15 protein-coding genes and 1 rRNA gene are annotated in these 17809 nt (G+C 75.9%); 14 read left to right on the plus strand and 2 right to left on the minus strand.

The genetic code is table 11. The features are described from left to right. A 5S ribosomal RNA gene (gene rrf / locus ABZ807_RS29460) occupies positions 1–93 on the plus strand; the annotation flags it as partial. 91 nt (positions 94–184) lie between these two features. Here rrf and ABZ807_RS29465 read toward each other — a convergent pair. Next, entirely contained in the window at positions 185–1894 is a 1710-nt protein-coding gene (locus tag ABZ807_RS29465) for a hypothetical protein (protein ID WP_357165042.1), read from the minus strand. Positions 1895–1951: 57 nt separating this feature from the next. On the opposite strand from ABZ807_RS29465, the gene ABZ807_RS29470 reads away from it, so the two are divergent. Together ABZ807_RS29470 and ABZ807_RS29475 are read left to right on the plus strand one after the other, a co-directional pair. Beyond that, on the plus strand, positions 1952–2938 hold the full coding sequence (locus tag ABZ807_RS29470) for a tetratricopeptide repeat protein (protein ID WP_357165111.1): 987 nt from the start codon (positions 1952–1954) through the stop codon (positions 2936–2938). After that, complete coding sequence (locus ABZ807_RS29475) at positions 2935–3954, plus strand: HAD-IIA family hydrolase (RefSeq protein ID WP_357165047.1); 1020 nt, start codon at positions 2935–2937, stop codon at positions 3952–3954. The genes ABZ807_RS29470 and ABZ807_RS29475 overlap by 4 nt, the downstream gene beginning before the upstream one ends. Before the next feature lie 32 nt (positions 3955–3986). Here ABZ807_RS29475 and ABZ807_RS29480 read toward each other — a convergent pair whose 3' ends face one another. Next, the gene (locus tag ABZ807_RS29480) at positions 3987–4322 is read right to left on the minus strand and encodes an SCP2 sterol-binding domain-containing protein (protein ID WP_357165050.1); all 336 of its coding nucleotides are present in this window, start codon (positions 4320–4322) and stop codon (positions 3987–3989) included. 110 nt (positions 4323–4432) lie between these two features. Between ABZ807_RS29480 and ABZ807_RS29485 the strand changes: the two genes are divergently transcribed. From ABZ807_RS29485 to ABZ807_RS29535, 11 genes are all read left to right on the plus strand, one after another. Further along, on the plus strand, positions 4433–5056 hold the full coding sequence (locus ABZ807_RS29485) for a hypothetical protein (RefSeq protein ID WP_357165053.1): 624 nt from the start codon (positions 4433–4435) through the stop codon (positions 5054–5056). Positions 5057–5081: 25 nt separating this feature from the next. Continuing rightward, positions 5082–5354, plus strand: a complete 273-nt coding sequence (locus ABZ807_RS29490) for a hypothetical protein (protein ID WP_357165056.1) — start codon at positions 5082–5084, stop codon at positions 5352–5354. Between the two features lie 20 nt (positions 5355–5374). Next, on the plus strand, positions 5375–6223 hold the full coding sequence (locus ABZ807_RS29495; protein WP_357165058.1) for a TlyA family RNA methyltransferase: 849 nt from the start codon (positions 5375–5377) through the stop codon (positions 6221–6223). A gap of 97 nt (positions 6224–6320) precedes the next feature. Beyond that, the gene (locus tag ABZ807_RS29500) at positions 6321–7205 is read left to right on the plus strand and encodes an NAD kinase (protein ID WP_357165061.1); all 885 of its coding nucleotides are present in this window, start codon (positions 6321–6323) and stop codon (positions 7203–7205) included. A 96-nt stretch (positions 7206–7301) separates the two neighbouring features. Next, the gene (recN, locus tag ABZ807_RS29505; RefSeq protein ID WP_357165064.1) at positions 7302–9059 is read left to right on the plus strand and encodes a DNA repair protein RecN; all 1758 of its coding nucleotides are present in this window, start codon (positions 7302–7304) and stop codon (positions 9057–9059) included. Positions 9060–9178: 119 nt separating this feature from the next. Next, on the plus strand, positions 9179–10357 hold the full coding sequence (steA, locus tag ABZ807_RS29510; RefSeq protein WP_357165067.1) for a putative cytokinetic ring protein SteA: 1179 nt from the start codon (positions 9179–9181) through the stop codon (positions 10355–10357). A 27-nt stretch (positions 10358–10384) separates the two neighbouring features. Further along, positions 10385–11326: a copper transporter gene (locus tag ABZ807_RS29515; RefSeq protein WP_357165070.1), complete on the plus strand. Its 942-nt coding sequence runs from the start codon at positions 10385–10387 to the stop codon at positions 11324–11326. 58 nt (positions 11327–11384) lie between these two features. Continuing rightward, a complete protein-coding gene (locus ABZ807_RS29520) occupies positions 11385–12245 on the plus strand; it encodes a hypothetical protein (protein ID WP_357165073.1) in 861 nt (286 codons plus the stop codon). A gap of 1 nt (position 12246) precedes the next feature. Next, a complete protein-coding gene (locus ABZ807_RS29525) occupies positions 12247–13938 on the plus strand; it encodes a lipid II flippase MurJ (RefSeq protein ID WP_357165075.1) in 1692 nt (563 codons plus the stop codon). Next, positions 13935–15101: a glycosyltransferase family 4 protein gene (locus tag ABZ807_RS29530; protein WP_357165078.1), complete on the plus strand. Its 1167-nt coding sequence runs from the start codon at positions 13935–13937 to the stop codon at positions 15099–15101. Before ABZ807_RS29525 ends, ABZ807_RS29530 begins: the two co-directional genes overlap by 4 nt. Then, positions 15101–17677 carry a hypothetical protein gene (locus ABZ807_RS29535; protein WP_357165081.1) on the plus strand — a complete coding sequence of 859 codons (2577 nt, stop codon included), beginning with the start codon at positions 15101–15103 and terminating at the stop codon, positions 17675–17677. The genes ABZ807_RS29530 and ABZ807_RS29535 overlap by 1 nt, the downstream gene beginning before the upstream one ends. Positions 17678–17809: the final 132 nt, after the last annotated feature.

Here is a 17809-nt window from a genome sequence, read left to right on the forward strand (position 1 = left end):
ACGCCCGGTAACATTCCGAACCCGGAAGCTAAGCCCTCCAGCGCCGATGGTACTGCACTCGGGAGGGTGTGGGAGAGTAGGACACCGCCGGACAATCTTCCAGTCGAGGGCCGCCCCATCCGGGTCGGCCCTCGACTGCGTAGCGCCATGAGGTGGCGCAATGAGGAAGGATGTACCTGTGAGTTCAGGACCGCAGGGCGGAGACCGTCCGCGTCGTAACGAGGACCGCGCCGATCGCCCCGAAGGGCGGGGTGCCGGCCAGCGCCGGGACGACCGCCCCCCGTACCGCGGAGACCGTGACGACCGCGGCGGCCAGCGGGGCGGCTACAGCGCCGACCGCGGCGGCCGTGACGGCGGTGGCTCCCGCGGTGGTGACCGCCGTGAGGGCGGCTACCGCTCGGGTCCGCGCGAGGGTGGTTTCCGTCGCGACGGTGAGGCCCCCCGTGGCGGTGGCTCCCGCGACGGTGACCGCCGTGAGGGCGGCTACCGGTCGGGTCCGCGCGAGGGTGGGTTCCGTCGGGATGGTGAGGCCCCTCGTGGTGGTGGCTTCCGCGACGGTGACCGTCGTGAGGGTGGTTTTCGTCGGGACGCCGAGGCGCCCCGGGGTGGTGGTTTCCGTGGCGGTGACCGTCGTGAGGGCGGCTTCGCTGGCGGTGACCGCGACCGTCGCGAGGGTGGCTTCCGCTCCGGCCCGCGTGAGGGTGGGTTCCGTCGCGACGGCGATGCCCGTGGCGGCGACCGCCGCGAGGGCGGTTTCCGTCGTGACGGTGAGGCCCCCCGTGGCGGTGGCTCCCGCGACGGTGACCGTCGTGAGGGTGGTTTTCGTCGGGACGCCGAGGCGCCCCGGGGTGGTGGTTTCCGTGGCGGTGACCGCCGTGAGGGCGGCTTCGCCGGCGGTGACCGCGACCGTCGCGAGGGTGGCTTCCGCTCCGGTCCCCGTGAGGGTGGGTTCCGTCGCGACGGCGACGCGCGTGGTGGCGACCGTCGCGAGGGTGGCTTCCGTCGCGACGGTGAGGCGCCCCGTGGCGGTGGCTTCCGGGACGGCGAGCGCCGTGAGGGTGGCTTCCGCTCGGGTCCGCGTGAGGGTGGGTTCCGTCGCGACGGCGACGCGCGTGGTGGCGAGCGCCGTGAGGGTGGCTTCCGTCGCGACGGTGAGGCGCCCCGTGGCGGTGGCTTCCGGGACGGCGAGCGCCGTGAGGGTGGCTTCCGCTCGGGTCCGCGCGAGGGCGGCTTCCGCTCGGGTCCGCGCGAGGGCGGCTTCCGCCGCGACGGTGAGGCACCCCGCGGTGGTGGTTTCCGTGACGGTGACCGCCGTGAGGGTGGGTTCCGCCGGGACGGCGAGGCGTCCCGTGGCGGTGACCGCCGTGAGGGTGGGTTCCGCCGGGACGGCGAGGCGTCCCGTGGCGGTGACCGCCGTGAGGGCGGCTTCGCCGGCGGTGACCGCGACCGTCGCGAGGGTGGCTACCGCTCCGGACCCCGCGAGGGTGGGTTCCGCCGCGACGGCGACGCCCGTGGCGGCGAGCGCCGTGAGGGTGACTTCCGCTCGGGTCCGCGCGAGGGTGGCTTCCGCCGCGACGGTGAGGCACCCCGCGGTGGTGGTTTCCGCGGCGGTGACCGCCGTGAGGGCGGCTACCGGGGTGGCGACCGGCCCGACCGGGGTGGCGAGCGCGGCGGCTACGGGGACCGGCCGCGTCGTGATGACCGGCGGAGCTTCGAGGACCGGCGTCGCGAGGGCGGCTTCGGCCCCGACCGGGAGCGGCAGGACGAGGCCGAGAGCGGTCGTGCGGTCGCGCCGGCGCTGCCGGATGAGATCTCCGCGGACGACCTCGACACGGCCGTTCGCGCCGAGTTGCTCTCGCTGAACAAGCCGGTGGCGGAGACCGTCGCCCGGCACCTGGTCGCGACTGGGCAGCTGATCGACGAGGACCCGGCGGAGGCGCTCGCCCACGCGATGGCGGCCCGCCGCCTGGCCTCGCGGATCTCCGCCGTCCGGGAGGCGGTCGGGCTGGCCGCGTACCACGCGGGGGAGTGGCAGACGGCCATCGCCGAGCTGCGGACGTACCACCGGATGACCGGGCTGCAGAGCCACCTGGCGGTGCTCGCCGACTGCGAGCGCGCGCTGGGGCGTCCGGAGCGGGCGATCGACCTGTTCCGGGGCGCCGACCGGGAGAAGCTCGACCAGGCCGTCGCCGTCGAGCTGCTGATCGTGGCCGCCGGCGCCCGGGGTGACCTCGGGCAGAAGGACGCCGCGGTGGCGATGCTCCAGGTCCCCGAGCTGACCACCGACTCGACCGAGCCGTGGACGGCCCGGCTGCGCTACGCGTACGCGGACGCGCTGCTGGCCGTCGGCCGCCGCGAGGAGGCCCGGGAGTGGTTCTCCCGCGCCGCCGACGTGGACACCGACGGTGAGACCGACGCGGCGGAGCGGCTGCTCGAACTCGACGGCGTGCTGATCGAGGGCGACGACGAGGACGACGAGCCGGCCGAGGAGATCGCCACCGGTCCCGGCGAGGTGCCGGCCCAGCCGGGCGTCGACCTGACCGGGGCCGACGACGACGAAGGCGACGACGACGATCTCGACGACGACGACGAGGACGACGATCTCGACGACGACGACGACGACGACGACGACGAGGACGACGAGGACGACGACGATCTCGGCGACGACGACGAGGACGAGGACGAGGACGAGGACGAGGACGACCTCGACGACGACCTCGACGACGACCTCGACGACGACCTCGACGACGAGGAGGACGACGACCGGGACGCGGACGGGCTCACCGACGACGAGCTCACCGTCGAGGCGGTCACCACCGTCGCCGCCGACCCGGGCCCGGCCGACGCCGAGCCGACCGTGAGCCACGGGTCCGCGGCGCGGCCCACCGGCGCCGAGCCGGGCGAGCGAGGGTCGGAGTCGGAGCCGGACCAGCGATGATCGAGGTCGCCGGGGATCGGCTGGTCGACGGGTACACCCTGGTCGTGTTCGACCTGGACGGGGTGATCTACCTGATCGACCGGCCGATCCCCGGCGCGGTCGAGGCGGTTGGCCGGCTGCACGCCGAGGGTCGTGCGGTGGCCTACGCGACCAACAACGCCTCCCGCCGGTCCAGCCAGGTCGCTGACCTGCTTACCCGCATGGGCGTGCCGGCCGAGCCGCAGGAGGTTCTGACCTCCGCCGCCGCCGCCGCCGAGCTGCTCCGCGACGGGCTCCCCGCCGGGGCGCCGGTGCTGGTCGTCGGCGCGGAGGCGCTGCGCGCCGAGATCCGCGCCGCCGGACTCACCCCGGTCGCCCGCGCCGACGAATCGCCGGCCGCAGTGGTCCAGGGGTACGGCCCGCAGGTGGGCTGGGTGGACCTGGCCGAGGCCTGCGTCGCCATCCGCGCCGGGGCGACCTGGGTGGCCACCAACACCGACCGGACGCTGCCCAGCGGCCGTGGCCCGCTGCCCGGCAACGGGTCGCTGGTGGCCGCGCTGCGCCACGCGTTGGAGCGGGAACCGGACGTGGTCGTCGGCAAGCCCGAGGCGGCCCTGTTCGCCACCGCCGCCCGCCGGGCCGGTGGCGGCCGGACGCTGGTCGTCGGCGACCGCCTCGACACCGACATCGAGGGCGCCCGCCGCGCCGGGCTGGACAGCCTGCTGGTGCTGACCGGCGTCAGTGACGTACCCGAGCTGCTGGCGGCACCCGCGCCGCGGCGTCCGGCGTACGTGGCGATGGACCTGGCCGGGCTCTTCGACCCGGCGGCGGTGGCCCGGGTGCCGGGCGACCCGGACACCGGCGGCTGGTCCGCCGCCCCGGTCGACGGCGGGCTGGAGCTGCGCGGTGCGGGACGGCCGCTGGACGCCCTCGCGGCGCTGTGCGCGGCGGCCTGGTCGTCGTCGGGCCCGCCGGACGTGCGCCCGGCGACGCCGGAGGCGGAACGCGCCCTCGCGGAGCTCGGCCTGTCGGCCTGACCGCCTCGCGGACGGCGGACCGCCCCGGCCGCTCAGAGCAGCTTGCGGAGCTTCATCAGGTCGAACGGGTTGGCCTTGATCGAGACCCGGCGGGCGGCGACCGCCTTGGTGACGTCGAGCTGACCGTGCACCAGGGCGACCAGGTCGTCACTGCTGGTGACCAGGGCGATCTTGGCCTTGGAGTCGTCACCGTCGGCCAGGTCGATCAGCCGGCCACCGGCGAGCCTGCCGTGGAACGCGGTGTCCAGGTCGGTGACCCGGCAGGCGAGCGTGCGGTCCAGGTCGATCTGCTGGCCCGCCTCGGCGTGGCGCTCCAACCGGCTCGCCAGATCCCGCAACGCCTGCCGGCACTCGTCAACGCTGGCCACATCGTCTCCTCACGCCCGCCACGCCGTCCCCGGCACCGTACCGCAATGGGCCGTCTGGGGCGCCCGGTAGCGTGAGACCCGCACACCCGCCCCGCGGAAGGAAAACCGGCATGCAGGATGCGTGGCGCGCCTACCTCGAGCTGGCCATGGGCCTGACGGAGGCGCCCCGGAAGAAGGCCCAGGACGCCGCGCGGCGGCTGGTCGGCACGGGCGGCGCGACCGCCGCCCAGCTCCAGGCGCTCGCCGAGGAACTCGTCTCCACCGGCACCGCCAACCGCGAGGCACTGACCAAGCTGGTCCGCTTCGAGGTGGACCGGGCGCTCGGGGCGGTGGGCCTCGCCACCGCCGACGAGGTCGCCGAGCTGACCCGTCGGGTGCACGAGCTGGAGCGGCAGCTGCGCGAGGCCAAGGGCGGCCCGGGCGGGCTGCTGCCGGGTACGTCGACCGTCGGCGTCTCCCCGTCGGGTATCTCCCCGACCGGCGCGTCGGGTCCGTCCACCCGCGGCGGGGCGGCCGGTTCCACCGCCGGCGACTCCGGCGCCACCGCCGGCCCCTCGGGCCCGCCGGTCCCCGCCCCCACCAAGGCGGTGGCCAAGAAGGCCGTCGCCAAGAAGACCATCGCGAAGAAGCCGCCGGCGGCGGTGAGCACCACCGCCGGGGACGGCACCGCGCCGGCGGCCCGGCCGGTGAAGAAAACCGCCCCGCGCAAGCGGACCACCGGCGGCGCGGAATGATGCCCGCCGGCGACGGGAGCACGCGGTGAGCGGGCCGTTCCGCCCCGGGCCGCCGCCCGGCGCCCGCCCGGGGCCACCACCGGGAGCGCGTCCCGGCCCGCCGCCCGGCGCCCGGCCGGGTCCGCCGCCGGCTCCCGCGGCGTACGAGGACGTCGAGGAGGCCCACCATCCGGCCGTCGACGCCGCCGTGCAGGCGATGATCAACGCTGAGGGGCTGCCGCCGGCCGACCAGATCGCCCAGTACGAGGCGGCGTACCAGACGCTGCGGGAGACCCTCGCCACCATCGACCAGGCCTGAACCGACCGGAGAACCGCCCCATGGCACGTCGTACCCGCCTCGACGCCGAACTCGTCCGACGGGGCCTGGCCCGCTCGCGGGAGCAGGCCGCCGCGCTGGTCGAGGCCGGCCGGGTCCAGCTGCGCGGGGTGCCGGCGCGCAAGGCCGCCGCCATGGTCGACCCGGCCGACCCGCTGCTGGTCACCGGCGAGGACCCCACCGCCGAGTACGTCTCCCGCGGCGGCCACAAGCTGGCCGGCGCCCTCGCCGCGTTCGCGCCGGGCGGGCTGACCGTCGCCGGGCGGCGCTGCCTCGACGCCGGCGCCTCCACCGGAGGCTTCACCGACGTGCTGCTGCGCGCCGACGCCGCCGAGGTGGTGGCGGTGGACGTCGGCTACGGCCAGCTCGCCTGGCCGCTGCGTACCGACGGGCGGGTGCGGGTCTTCGAGCGCACCAACGTCCGTACGCTGACCCCGGAGGTCATCGGCGGCGAGGTGGATCTCACCGTGGCCGATCTGTCGTTCATCTCGCTGCGCCTGGTGCTGCCGGCGCTGGCCGGCTGCACCCGCGCCGACGGCGACCTCGCGCTGATGGTCAAGCCGCAGTTCGAGGTGGGCAAGGAGCGGGTGGGCGCCGGCGGCGTGGTCCGTGACCCGGCGCTGCGCGCCGAGGCGGTGCTCGACGTGGCCACCGCCGCGGCCGGGCTGGGGCTGGGCCTGGCGGACGTGGCGGCCAGCCCGCTGCCCGGGCCCAGCGGCAACGTCGAGTTCTTCGTATGGTTACGCCGGGACGCCCCGGCGGCCGACCCCGAGCGGGTGCGCGCCGTGGTGGCGGCCGGGCCCGGGGGCCCGTCCACCGTCGGCGGCCGGACCGGGGAGGTGACAGGGTGAGCGATGAGCGGAACCCGGCGAGCGGGGGACGGGAGGCGGGTCCGGTGGGCGACAGCGACTGGGTGAGCCCCGGCGGCACAGACGGGCGGGTGGCCCGGTGAGCCGGACCGCGCTGCTGGTGACGCACACCGGGCGGCGGCGCAGCACCGAACACGCCCGGGCCGTCGCCGCCGACCTCATCTCCGCCGGTTTCGAGGTGCGGGTGGTGGCCGAGGAGGCCGACGACCTCGACCTGCCCGGCGTGGTGCCGGTGACCGGCCTGGAGGCGGCCGAGGGCACCGAGATCGTCTTCGCCCTCGGCGGGGACGGCACCTTCCTGCGCGCTGCCGAGCTGGCCCGGCCGGCCAAGGCCCCGCTGCTCGGCATCAACCTCGGCAAGGTCGGCTTCCTCGCCGAGGCGGAGATCAACGACCTCGACGTGGCGGTCCGCGACGTCGTCGGGCGCAACTACACGGTGGACGAACGGCTCACCCTCGACGTCACCGCCGAGTTCGACGGCGGGCCGACCATCGAGTCCTGGGCGCTCAACGAGATCAGCGTCGAGAAGGGCGAACGGGCCCAGATGCTGGAGCTGCTCGTCGACGTGGACGGCCGGCCGCTGTCCCGGTACGGCTGCGACGGGGTGGTCTGCGCGACCCCCACCGGCTCCACCGCGTACGCCTTCTCCGGCGGCGGTCCGGTGGTCTGGCCGGAGGTGGAGGCCCTGCTGCTGGTGCCGATCAGCGCGCACGCGCTGTTCAGCCGTCCGCTGGTGACCGCGCCGACCTCCACGTTCTCCATCACCGTGGACCCGTTCACCACCTTCGCGGTGCTCTGCTGCGACGGCCGGCGGGTCTTCGACCTGCCGCCGGGCGCCCGGGTGACGGTGCGCCGCGGCGCACTGCCGGTGCGCATCGTCCGGATGCGGGCCCGGCCGTTCACCGACCGGCTGGTGGCCAAGTTCGGGCTGCCGGTGCAGGGCTGGCGGGGCAGCCGCAGGTGAGCGTCGTCTCCCTGCGCTGACCAGAGCGCACAGCGGCAGCCGGCGCGGTCGCGCCGGCTGGTCAAGTGTCGGGGGCCGCGTCTACTGTCGGGTGCTGTGCTGGAAGAGCTGCGCATCACCGGACTGGGCGTCATCGAGGACACCACGCTGCCGTTGACCGGCGGGATGAACGTCATCACCGGCGAGACCGGTGCCGGCAAGACCATGGTGGTGACCGGCCTCGGCCTGCTCTTCGGCGGCCGGGCCGACGCCGGGCGGGTCCGGGCCGAGCCGGGCCGGGCGGTGGTCGAGGGGCGGCTGCGCCTCGGCGGCCGGCTCGCCGACGCGGTGCACGCCCGGATCGTCGACGCCGGCGGCGAGCCCGACGAGGACGGCTCCCTGCTGTTGAGCCGCACGGTCACCGTGGAGGGCCGGTCCCGGGCGCACCTGGGCGGGCGGAGCATGCCGGTGTCGATGCTCGGCGAGGTCGGCGAGCAGGTGGTGGCGGTGCACGGCCAGTCCGACCAGCTGCGCCTGCTGCGGCCGGCCGAGCAGCGGGCCGCGCTGGACCGGTTCGCCGGGCCGGAGCACGAGAAGCTGCTCGACGCGCTCCGCGAGGCGTACGGCCGGTGGCGGCACGTGGTTGACGACCTGGCCGACCGGCGGCGCAACGCCCGCGCCCGCAACCAGGAGGCCGACCTGCTGCGGCTGGGCCTGGACGAGATCACCCGGGTCGACCCGCAGCCCGGCGAGGACGATGAGCTGAAGGCCGAGGCGCAGCGGCTGGAGCACGCGGAGGGGCTGCGCACCGCGGCCCAGCTGGCCCACCAGTGCGTCGCCGGTGGCGTCGAGGCCGCCGATGACACGCCCGACGCCACGGCGTTGCTGGGCACCGCCCGGCGCACCTTGGAGGCGCAGGCCGGCACCGACGCGGCCCTGGGCGAGCTGGCGGTCCGGCTGGAGGAGGCGGCCACCCTGGTCGCCGACGTCTCCGCCGAGCTGTCGGCGTACCTGGCCGCGCTGGACGCCGACCCGGCCCGGTTGCAGGTCATCTACGAGCGGCGGGCCGCTCTGCGCGCGCTGACCCGCAAGTACGCCGACGACGTCGACGGTGTGATCGCCTGGGCCGAGCGGGCCCGCACCCGACTGTCCGACCTGGACACCTCCGACGACCTGCTCGACGAACTGGACCGCGAGGCCACCCGACTCGCCGCCGAGGTGGCCGAGCTCGCCGGCCGGGTGTCCACCTCCCGGCAGGAGGCCGCGATCCGCTTCGCCGAGCAGGTCACCGTCGAGCTGGCCGGGCTGGCCATGCCACACGCCCGGATCGACGTGGCGGTGGTGCCGCGTCCGGTGGGCCGGGCCGAGCCGAGCCTGACCGTCAACGGCGCCGAGGCCGGCATCGGCCCGGACGGTGCCGACGAGGTGGAGTTGCGGCTGCTCGCCCACCCGGGCGCGCCCTCGCTGCCGCTGCAGCGCGGCGCCTCCGGCGGCGAGCTGTCCCGGGTGATGCTCGCCATCGAGGTGGTCTTCGCCGGCTCCGGCGGCCCACCCACGTTGGTCTTCGACGAGGTGGACGCCGGGGTCGGCGGCCAGGCGGCGGTGGAGATCGGCCGCCGGCTGGCCCGGCTGGCCCGCAGCCACCAGGTGCTGGTGGTCACCCACCTGCCGCAGGTGGCCGCGTTCGCCGACCGGCATCTGGTGGTGGCGAAGGACACCGGGGGAGCGGTCACCACCAGCGGGGTGCGTGTGGTGGAGGACACGGAGCGGGCCCGGGAGCTGGCCCGGATGCTCGCGGGTTTGCCCGATTCCGACCTGGGTATCGCGCATGCGGAGGAACTCCTGGCGGTGGCGGCGAAGGAAAGGCGACCCTGACCGCCGGTATTGTGAGCGCAAGCACACCGGCCCACGCTCCGGTGTGCTTCCCTGGGTAGGCGGCCCTGCTCAGGCATGTCGCGACAGAAGAGCCTGCCTCACATGCCAGGATGGTCACGATGCGTCTACCCACGTTGCGCCGGGCCCGGAACGCCGGACCGGGCTCAGTTCTCGGCACCGCACGTCTCGATCGTCGTACCAAGCGGCTGGTCGGCCGGCTCCGCCCCGGTGACATCGCGGTGATCGACCACGTCGACCTGGACCGGGTGGCGGCCGACTCGCTGGTCGCGGTCGGCGTCGCCGCGGTGCTCAACGCCAAGCCGTCGGTCTCCGGGCGCTACCCCAACCTCGGCCCCGAGGTGCTGGTGGGCGCGGGCATCCCGCTCCTGGACGACCTGGGCGAGGGGGTGTTCGAGCGGATCCGCGAGGGCGACACGATCCGGATCGAGGGCAACACCGTCTACGCCCGCGACGAGCCGGTCGCCCACGGGGAGCTGCAGGACGCCGAGACGGTGGCCAAGGCGATGGCCGACGCCCGGGAGGGGCTGTCGGTCCAGCTGGAGGCGTTCGCCGCCAACACCATGGACTACCTCCGGCAGGAACGCGATCTGCTGCTCGACGGGGTGGGCGTACCGGACATCCAGACCCAGGTCCAGGGCCGGCACTGCCTGATCGTGGTCCGCGGCTACGACTACAAGGACGACCTGGACGTGCTGCGCCCGTACATCCGGGAGTTCAAGCCGGTGCTGATCGGCGTGGACGGCGGGGCGGACGCGCTGGTCGAGGCGGGGTACACCCCCGACATGATCATCGGCGACATGGACTCGGTCACCGACGACGTGCTGCGCTGCGGCGCCGAGGTGATCGTGCACGCCTACCCGGACGGGCGGGCCCCCGGCCTGGCCCGGGTCGCCGGGCTCGGTGTGCCGGCGATCACCTTCCCGGCCGCCGCCACCAGCGAGGACCTGGCCATGCTGCTGGCCGACGAGAAGGGCGCCTCGCTGCTGGTGGCCGTCGGCACCCACGCCACGCTGGTGGAGTTCCTGGACAAGGGCCGCGGCGGCATGGCCTCGACCTTCCTCACCCGGCTCAAGGTCGGCGGCAAGCTGGTCGACGCCAAGGGCGTGAGTCGGCTCTACCGGCAGAGCCTCTCGGGTTCGTCGCTGCTGCTGCTGGTCCTCTCGGCGGTCGCCGCGATGGCCTCAGCGGTGGCGGTCTCGACCGTCGGGAAGGCGTATTTGGGCGTGGTCTCCGAGTGGTGGGACAATTTCGTGTTCCAGCTCGGCCAGCTCTTCTAGCTCCCGACCTATCAAGAGGCTGCAAGCGTGATCAATTTCCGGTACCACGTGGTGTCCCTGACCGCGGTCTTCCTGGCGTTGGCCATCGGCCTGGTGGTCGGCACGGCCGCCCTCAACGGCCCGGTGGCCGACTCGCTCAAGGAGAACGTCAACGCGCTGCGCAAGGACAACCAGCAGTGGCGCCAGCAGGTCAGCAACATGCAGAAGGAGTTGGAGCTCGAGGAGGAGTTCGCCGCCCAGATAGCGCAGAACGTCCTGCCGGGCAAGCTCACCGGCAAGCGGGTGCTGGTGCTGAGCCTGCCCAACGGCCGGGACCACACCGAGGGCGTGCTGAAGATGCTCGAACTCGCCGGGGCCGATGTCGCGGGCCGGGTGGACGTGCAGGACAAGTTCATCAACCCGGACAACAACACCAACCTGATGGAGTTGGCGGTGACCGCTGCGCGGCCCACCGCGCCCGCGTCCGCGCTGCCCGGCAACGGCAACGGGGTGGAGACCTCCAGCGCACTGCTGGCCAGCGTGCTGCTCGACCGGGCCCAGGGCACCCCCGCCGTCACCGAGGGCGACCGCCGCGCCGTGCTGACCTCCTATTCCAACGCCGGTTACCTCACCCTTGAGCAGAAGGTCACCGGGCCGGCCGAGGCCGTCGTGCTGGTCAGCGGGCAGCCGTACGTGGACAAGGACTCCGCCAAGCGGGACGAGTCGGTGGTGAAGGTCGCCGAGCAGTTCGACCGGACCGGCTCGATCGTAGTCGGCGGCAACGGCTCGGCCGGCGGCAACCTCGTCGCCGCTGTCCGGGCCGACCCGGTGCTCGCCCAGACCATCTCCACCGTCGACAACGCCAACACCGTGCAGGGGCAACTGGTCACCAGCCTCGCCCTGGTGCAGCAGATCACCGAGAAGAAGGCCGGCCAGTACGGCGTCGGCGACAACGCCTCCGGGTCCCTGCTGCCTAGACTGCCCCAGTGAGCGAACGACGTAGCCTGGTGACCGGAGTCCTCCCGTCCGTCCCGTCCGGCGGGTCCGCGTGAGCGGGCTGGGGCGGCTGCTGGCCGCCGCCGTCGGCGCCGCGACCGCCCGGTACACGCTGCGCCAGATCCGCACCGCACCGCCCGCCCCGGCGCTGGAACGGACCAACTTCCGCGGCCGCACGGTGACCCTGGCGGCCGGCCCGGCCCTCGCGGTCGGTGCCGCGGGCGCCAGCGCGCTCGGCGCCGCCAGCGTCCCCGCCGGCGCGGCGGCCCTGGTGGCCGGCCTCGGCGCCGGCGCGGTCGGGCTCTACGACGACGTGGTCGGCGGGCGGCCCGAGCAGAAGACGGCGAAGGGCTTCGCCGGCCACCTCGCCGCGCTGCGGGAGGGGCGGGTCACCGCCGGGATGATCAAGGTGGTCGGGGTGGGCGCCGCCGGGCTCGGCGCGGCCGCCCTGCTGGCCGCCGACCCCCGGGTCGCCGCGCGCCGGCCGGGCCAGCGCCCCCTCGCCCGCGCGGTCGACGTGCTGCTCGGCGCCGGGGTGGTGGCGGGCACCGCCAACCTGCTCAACCTGCTCGACCTGCGTCCCGGCCGGGCGCTGAAGTCCGGCCTGCTGCTCGGCGCCCCGCTGGCCCGGGGCCCGCAGGGCGGCATCGCCGCCGGGGCGGTCGGCGCGGCGGCGGGGCTGCTCGACGAGGACCTCGACGAGCGGGTGATGGTGGGCGACAGCGGCGCGAACGCGCTCGGCGCGGTGCTCGGCGTGGCGCTGGCCGTCCGTACCGGGCCGGTCGGTCGGGCCGGGATCCTGGCCGTGCTCGCCGGGCTCACCGCGGCCAGCGAGAAGGTCAGCTTCACCCAGGTCATCCAGCGCACCCCCGGCCTGCGTGAACTCGACGCCCTGGGCCGGCGATCCGACTGACGTGACCAGACCGGCACCCCTCGCCGGCGCCGGCCGCGTGGCCGGAGCGGCCGCCCTCATCGCCGTCCTCACCGTGGTCAGCCGTCTCGCCGGCTTCGGCCGCACGGCCGTCTTCACCTTGGTCCTCGAGCGCAGCGACCTCGGTGGCATGTACGTGATCGCCAACACCGTCCCGAACATCATCTTCGAGATCGTCGCCGGTGGCGCCCTGGCCAGCCTGGTCGTACCGCTGCTCGCCGGACCGGTCGCGGCCGGCGACCGCAAGGCGGTGGCGGCCATCACCGGGGCGCTGCTGACGTGGACGGTGACCCTGCTGGTGCCGCTCGCGGCGCTGGTCGCGCTCCTCGCCGACCCGGTCATCTCGCTGATCAGCGATGATCGATCCCCGGCCGAACTGGCCGCCGGCGCCCGGATGCTGCGGGTCTTCGCCCCGCAGCTGCCGCTCTACGGCATCGGGATCGTGCTGACCGGGGTGCTCCAGGCGCACCGCCGGTTCGCCTGGCCGGTGATCGCGCCACTGCTGTCCAGCGTCACCGTGATCGTGGTCTACCTGATTTTCGGCGCCACCCAGGGTCAGGGCGCCACGGTCGGCGAGGTGAGCCGCGCCGGCGAGCTGATCCTCTCCGGCGGCACCACCCTCGGCGTGGTGGTGCTGTCGCTGTCCCTGCTCGTCCCGCTGCGCCGGCTCGGTCTGCGACCGCGCCCCGGGTACGCCTTCACCGCCGACGCCCGCGCGAAGGTCGGCGGCCTGGCGCTGGCGGGCGCGGTCACCGTCACCGCCCAGCAGGCCGCCCTGGTGGTCATCCTCAACCGGGTCTCCGGCGGCCCGACTGGCTCGCCACAGGTCTACAACCTGGCCCAGACCATGTACCTGCTGCCGTGGGCGGTGCTCGCGGTGCCGCTCGCGGTCGCGGCGTACCCGACGCTGGCCGCAGCGTCCGCCGCCGGCGACGAGGACGGCTACCGGCGGACCCTCGCCGCCACCACCCGGAGTGTGCTGCTGTTGAGCTTCCTCGGCGCGGCGGCCCTGGTCGGCACCGCCGAACCGGTGGCCCGGTTCTTCTTCGGCAACGGGTCGGTGACGCCGGCCGCCGCCGCGATCGCCGGATTCGCCCCCGGCCTCATCGGCTACGGGCTGTTCGCGGTCCTGTCCCGGGCGCTCTACGCCCGCGGCGCCACCCGAGCCGCCACCGCCGCCATCACCACCGGCTGGTTGGTGGTGCCGCTGGCCGCCCTGCCGCTGGCTGCCCTGCTGCCGAAGGACGACCGGGTGGTCGCGGTAACCCTGGCCAACTCGGTCGGCATGCTGGTCCTCGGCGTCCTGCTGGTCGTCGCGGTGCTCCGCGCCGCCGGCCGGACGGCCGTGGCCGGCGTCGGCCGCGCGGCGACCGCCGGTCTCGTCGCCGCCGCGCTCGCCGCCCCCGCCGGCGCGGTCACCGCCCGGTGGCTGGCCGGTGTCGGCGAGGGGACCCCGACGAAAGGGGAAGCGCTCGTTCAGGGCATGCTGTCCGGGACCGTGGTCGCCGTCCTGTTCCTCGCCGTGGCCTACCTGGCGGACCGGCCGGACGTCGGGCCGCTGCTCGCCGCGGTGGGCCGCCGGCTCGGCGCGCGACGGCGTGGCTCGGCGCCCGGCCCGGCGCAGGAGGGCAGCCCCCCGGAACGGGGTGACGGGAAGGAGACGGTGTCCCGATGACCGACGAGACGTCGGCACCCCGCACGCAGGGCACAGTCGTCCTGCTGCTGGCCTCCAGCACCGGCGGGGTCGGGCAGCACGTGCGGTCGGTGGCCCGTGGCGTCACCGCGGCCGGCGTCTCCGTGCTGGTCTGCGGGCCGGCCGCCACCCAGGACCAGTTCGACTTCACCGCCGTTGGGGCCCGCTTCGCCCCGGTGGAGATCCCGGCCAGTCCCAGCCCGGCCGACGCGCGGGCCGTGTCCGCGCTGCGCCGGGCACTGGCCGGGGAGACCGTGCGGGTCGTGCACGCCCACGGGCTGCGCGCCGGCCTGGTCGCCACGCTCGCCCGGCCGGCCGCGCCGCTCGTGGTCACCTGGCACAACGCCGTGCTCGCCGGCGGCGTGCGCGGGCAGCTGTCCCGGCTGGCCGAGCGGGTGGTCGCCCGCTCCGCCCGGGTCGCGCTCGGCGCCTCGGCCGACCTGGTCGAGCGGGTCGCCGCGCTGGGCGCCGCCGATGCCCGGATCGCCCCGGTCGCCGCTCCCACCCTGCCCGCCCCGCGCCGCCGGCGCCCCGCCGTCCGCGCCGAGTTCGGCGTCGTACCGGGCCAGCCGCTGGTGCTGTCGGTCGGCCGGCTGCACCCGCAGAAGCGGTACGACGTGCTCGTCGACGCTGCGGTCCGCTGGCGTACCCGGACCCCGTCGCCGGCCGTCGTCATCGCCGGCAGCGGGCCGGCGTACCTGCAACTGGCCGCCCGGATCTCCGCCGCCCGGGCGCCGGTGACCCTGCTCGGCCATCGCACCGACGTGGCGGACCTGCTCGCCGGGGCCGACGTGGCGGTGGTCACCAGCGACTGGGAGGCCCGGCAACTGTTCGCGCAGGAGGCGCTGCGGGCCGGCGTGCCGCTGGTGGCGACCGCCGTGGGCGGGCTGCCGGAGCTGGTCGGCGACGCCGCGGTGCTGGTGCCGGCGGGGGACGTCGACGCGGTCGACGCGGCGGTGCGCTCGCTGCTGGACGACGAGAGCCTCCGCGCCGACCTGGCCCGGCGCGGCGTGGCCCGCGCCGCGACCTGGCCGACCGAGGAGGACACCGTCGCCGCGCTGCTCGACCTATACGCCCAGTTGGGCCCCGACGCGGCCGGCCCGGCGGCCCCCGGCGCGGACGCCCCCTCGACGGGACGCCGCTGATGCTGCGCAGACTCACTCCGGTCCTGCTCACCCTGCTCGTGGTGGTGCTCGGCGTGACCGCGCTGGCGGCCCGCCCGGAGACCGGCGCGCCCCGGCCCAGCGCCGACTTCGTGGTGCTCGCCGGCGTCGCCGGGCTGCGCTGGGACGACGTCGACCCGCAGACCACCCCGACGCTGTGGCGGATGGCCCAGCAGGGCTCGATCGGCTCGCTCTCCACCCGCTCCGCGCACCGCCCCACCTGCCCGGTCGACGGGTGGCTCACCCTCGGCGCGGGCAGCTACGCCGCCTGGAACGGCAGCCGGCAGCAGGGCGCCTGCCCGTCGGTCGGCGTGACGATCGAGCAGCCGGACCGGATCGGCGCGAACCTGCCCGAGCAGGAGAGCGTGGTCCTGCACAACCAGGACCAGCTGCCCTGGGGCGCGGTGCCCGGCTCGCTGTCCGAGTCGGTGCGCTGCTCGGTGGCGATCGGCCCCGGCGCCGCCGTCGCCGCCGCCCGCCCGTTCGGCCGGGTCGACCGGTACGCCCCGACACTGCCCGACGACCCCGCCGGCCTGCTCGGCTCCTGCGTCCTGAGCATCGTCGACCTGGGCACCGTCGCCGGTGCCGACCCGGCGACGCGGGGGGCCGAGGCCCGCCGGGTCGACGCGGCGCTGGCGACGGTGCTCGCCGCCCGCCCGCCTCGCTCGCTGGTGATGGTGGCCGGGGTCTCCGACACCGAGACGCCGTCCCGGCTGCACGTGGCCGTCGCCGACGGACCCGGCTGGGAGGGCGGGCTGCTCACCTCGGCCAGCACCGGCCGGGAGGGCTACCTGCAACTGGTCGACCTGGCCCCGACGGCGCTCGCCGCGCTCGGCCGGCCGATGCCCGAACAGCTCTTCCTCGGCCGCCCCGCGATCCGCGTCGACGGCCGGCCGGACGACCTGGCCGCCGCGATCGGCGCCCCGGCGGACGCCGACCGGGAGGCCGGCGCCCAGCGGACCGTGGCCGGGTGGTTCTTCGCCCTGCTCGCCCTGGCGCAGGTGGCGCTCTTCGTGGCCGTGCTGCCGCTGCTGCGCCGGGCCCGTCGCCTCGCCGGCCCGCATGGCCCGCCGCCGGTCTCCCGGCGCGTGGTGGCGACCGTGGAGCTGCTGCTCATCGCCGCCGCGCTGGCGGTGCCGGCCGCCCTGCTCGCCGACGCGGTGCCCTGGTGGCGGGGGGACAACGCCGGCTGGTGGTTCGGGCTGGTGACGGTGGCCCTGATCGTCGCGGCCACCGCCCTGGTGCGCTTCGCCCCCGGCCACGACCGCACCCTCGGCCCGCTCGGCGCGGTCGCCGGGCTGGCCGCCCTGGTCGTCGGGGCGGACGTGCTCAGCGGGGCGCGGCTGCAGCTCAACGGCGTGGTCGGCTACTCGGCGCTGGAGGGCGGTCGGTTCTCCGGGCTGGGCACGGTGGGCCTCGGGGTGTTCCTCGCCGGCGCGCTGCTCAGCGCCGGCTGGCTCGCCCAGCGGTTCCGCCGGGCGTGGCGGCCGATGGTGGTGGTGACGGTCGGCGGGTCGGCCGTGGTGGTGGTCGGCAGCCCCTACCTCGGCTCGGACCCGATCGGCGCGGTCGCGCTGACCGCCGGGGTGGCGGTCGCCGCCGCGATCAGCACCGGCGGCTGGCTCACCGTCAGCCGGCTGGTCTGGGCCACCATGGCCGGTCTGGCGCTGACCATCGGGTACGCCGTGGTGGACCTGCGCCGGCCGGCGGAGGAGCGCGGCAGCCTCGGCCGGTTCCTCGCCGCCCTCGGCGACGGCACCGGCGGGTTGACCGTGCACCGTTCCAACACCGCGAACTTCGAGACGCTGGTGAACAGCCCGCTGACCGTGCTGGCCGTGGTCGGCGCCCTGGTGGTCTGGTTCGCCCTGCTCCAGCCGTGGGGCGGGCTGATGCGGCTGTTCGGCATCTACCCGGCGATCCGGGCGGCGATGGCCGGCACCGCCGTGGCGGCGGTCATCGGCGGACTGCTCGGCGGGTCGGCCCTGGACGTGGCCGGGGCGGCCGCCGCGCTGGTGGTACCGATGGCGGCGCTGGCCTCGCTGCGGGTGCTCGACCACTCCACCGACCGCACCCAACCGGGCACCGGCCGGCAGCGCGGCGACGGGCCGGGCGGCCCGCCGGCCGGGGACGCGCCGGACGATGGGCCGGGCGGTGGCTCGACGGCGGCCGACGGCGGCCCGCGGACCAACCGCCCGCAGCCCGACGGCCTGGGTAGCCGGGACGCGGGCGCGGGCGACGACGGCGCTTTCGCCGGGGGCGAGGGCGGCTCCGGCGGCCGGCGCACGACGGTCGGCGACACCGCCGACGGCGACGGCGACACCGCCGACGGCGACGGCGACACCGCCGACGGCGACGGCGACGGCGACACCGCCGACGGCGACGGCGACGGCGACACCGCCGACGGCGACGGCGACGGCGACGACGATGACGGCGGCGACAGCGGCGGCGGGGTTCGGCGGGCGGAGGAGCGGCCGGCGGGGGCACCCGGTCCGGGCGTGCCCGCCACGCGGAGCCCGGAGCGGGCCGCTACGGCATCGACCGAGGTCACGGCGGGCTGACCCGCGCCGGACACCGGCGGGGGCGGGGGTGGGTGCGACGGCCGGTCGGGGTCGCAGAGGTGTTACCGTGGAATCCCGTGGATCGCGTGATCACTTTGCTGATCGGCACGGCGGTTCGCACGACCGCTACGG

This window comes from Micromonospora sp. NPDC047548 (assembly GCF_040642975.1).
Classification (GTDB): Bacteria; Actinomycetota; Actinomycetes; order Mycobacteriales; family Micromonosporaceae; genus Micromonospora.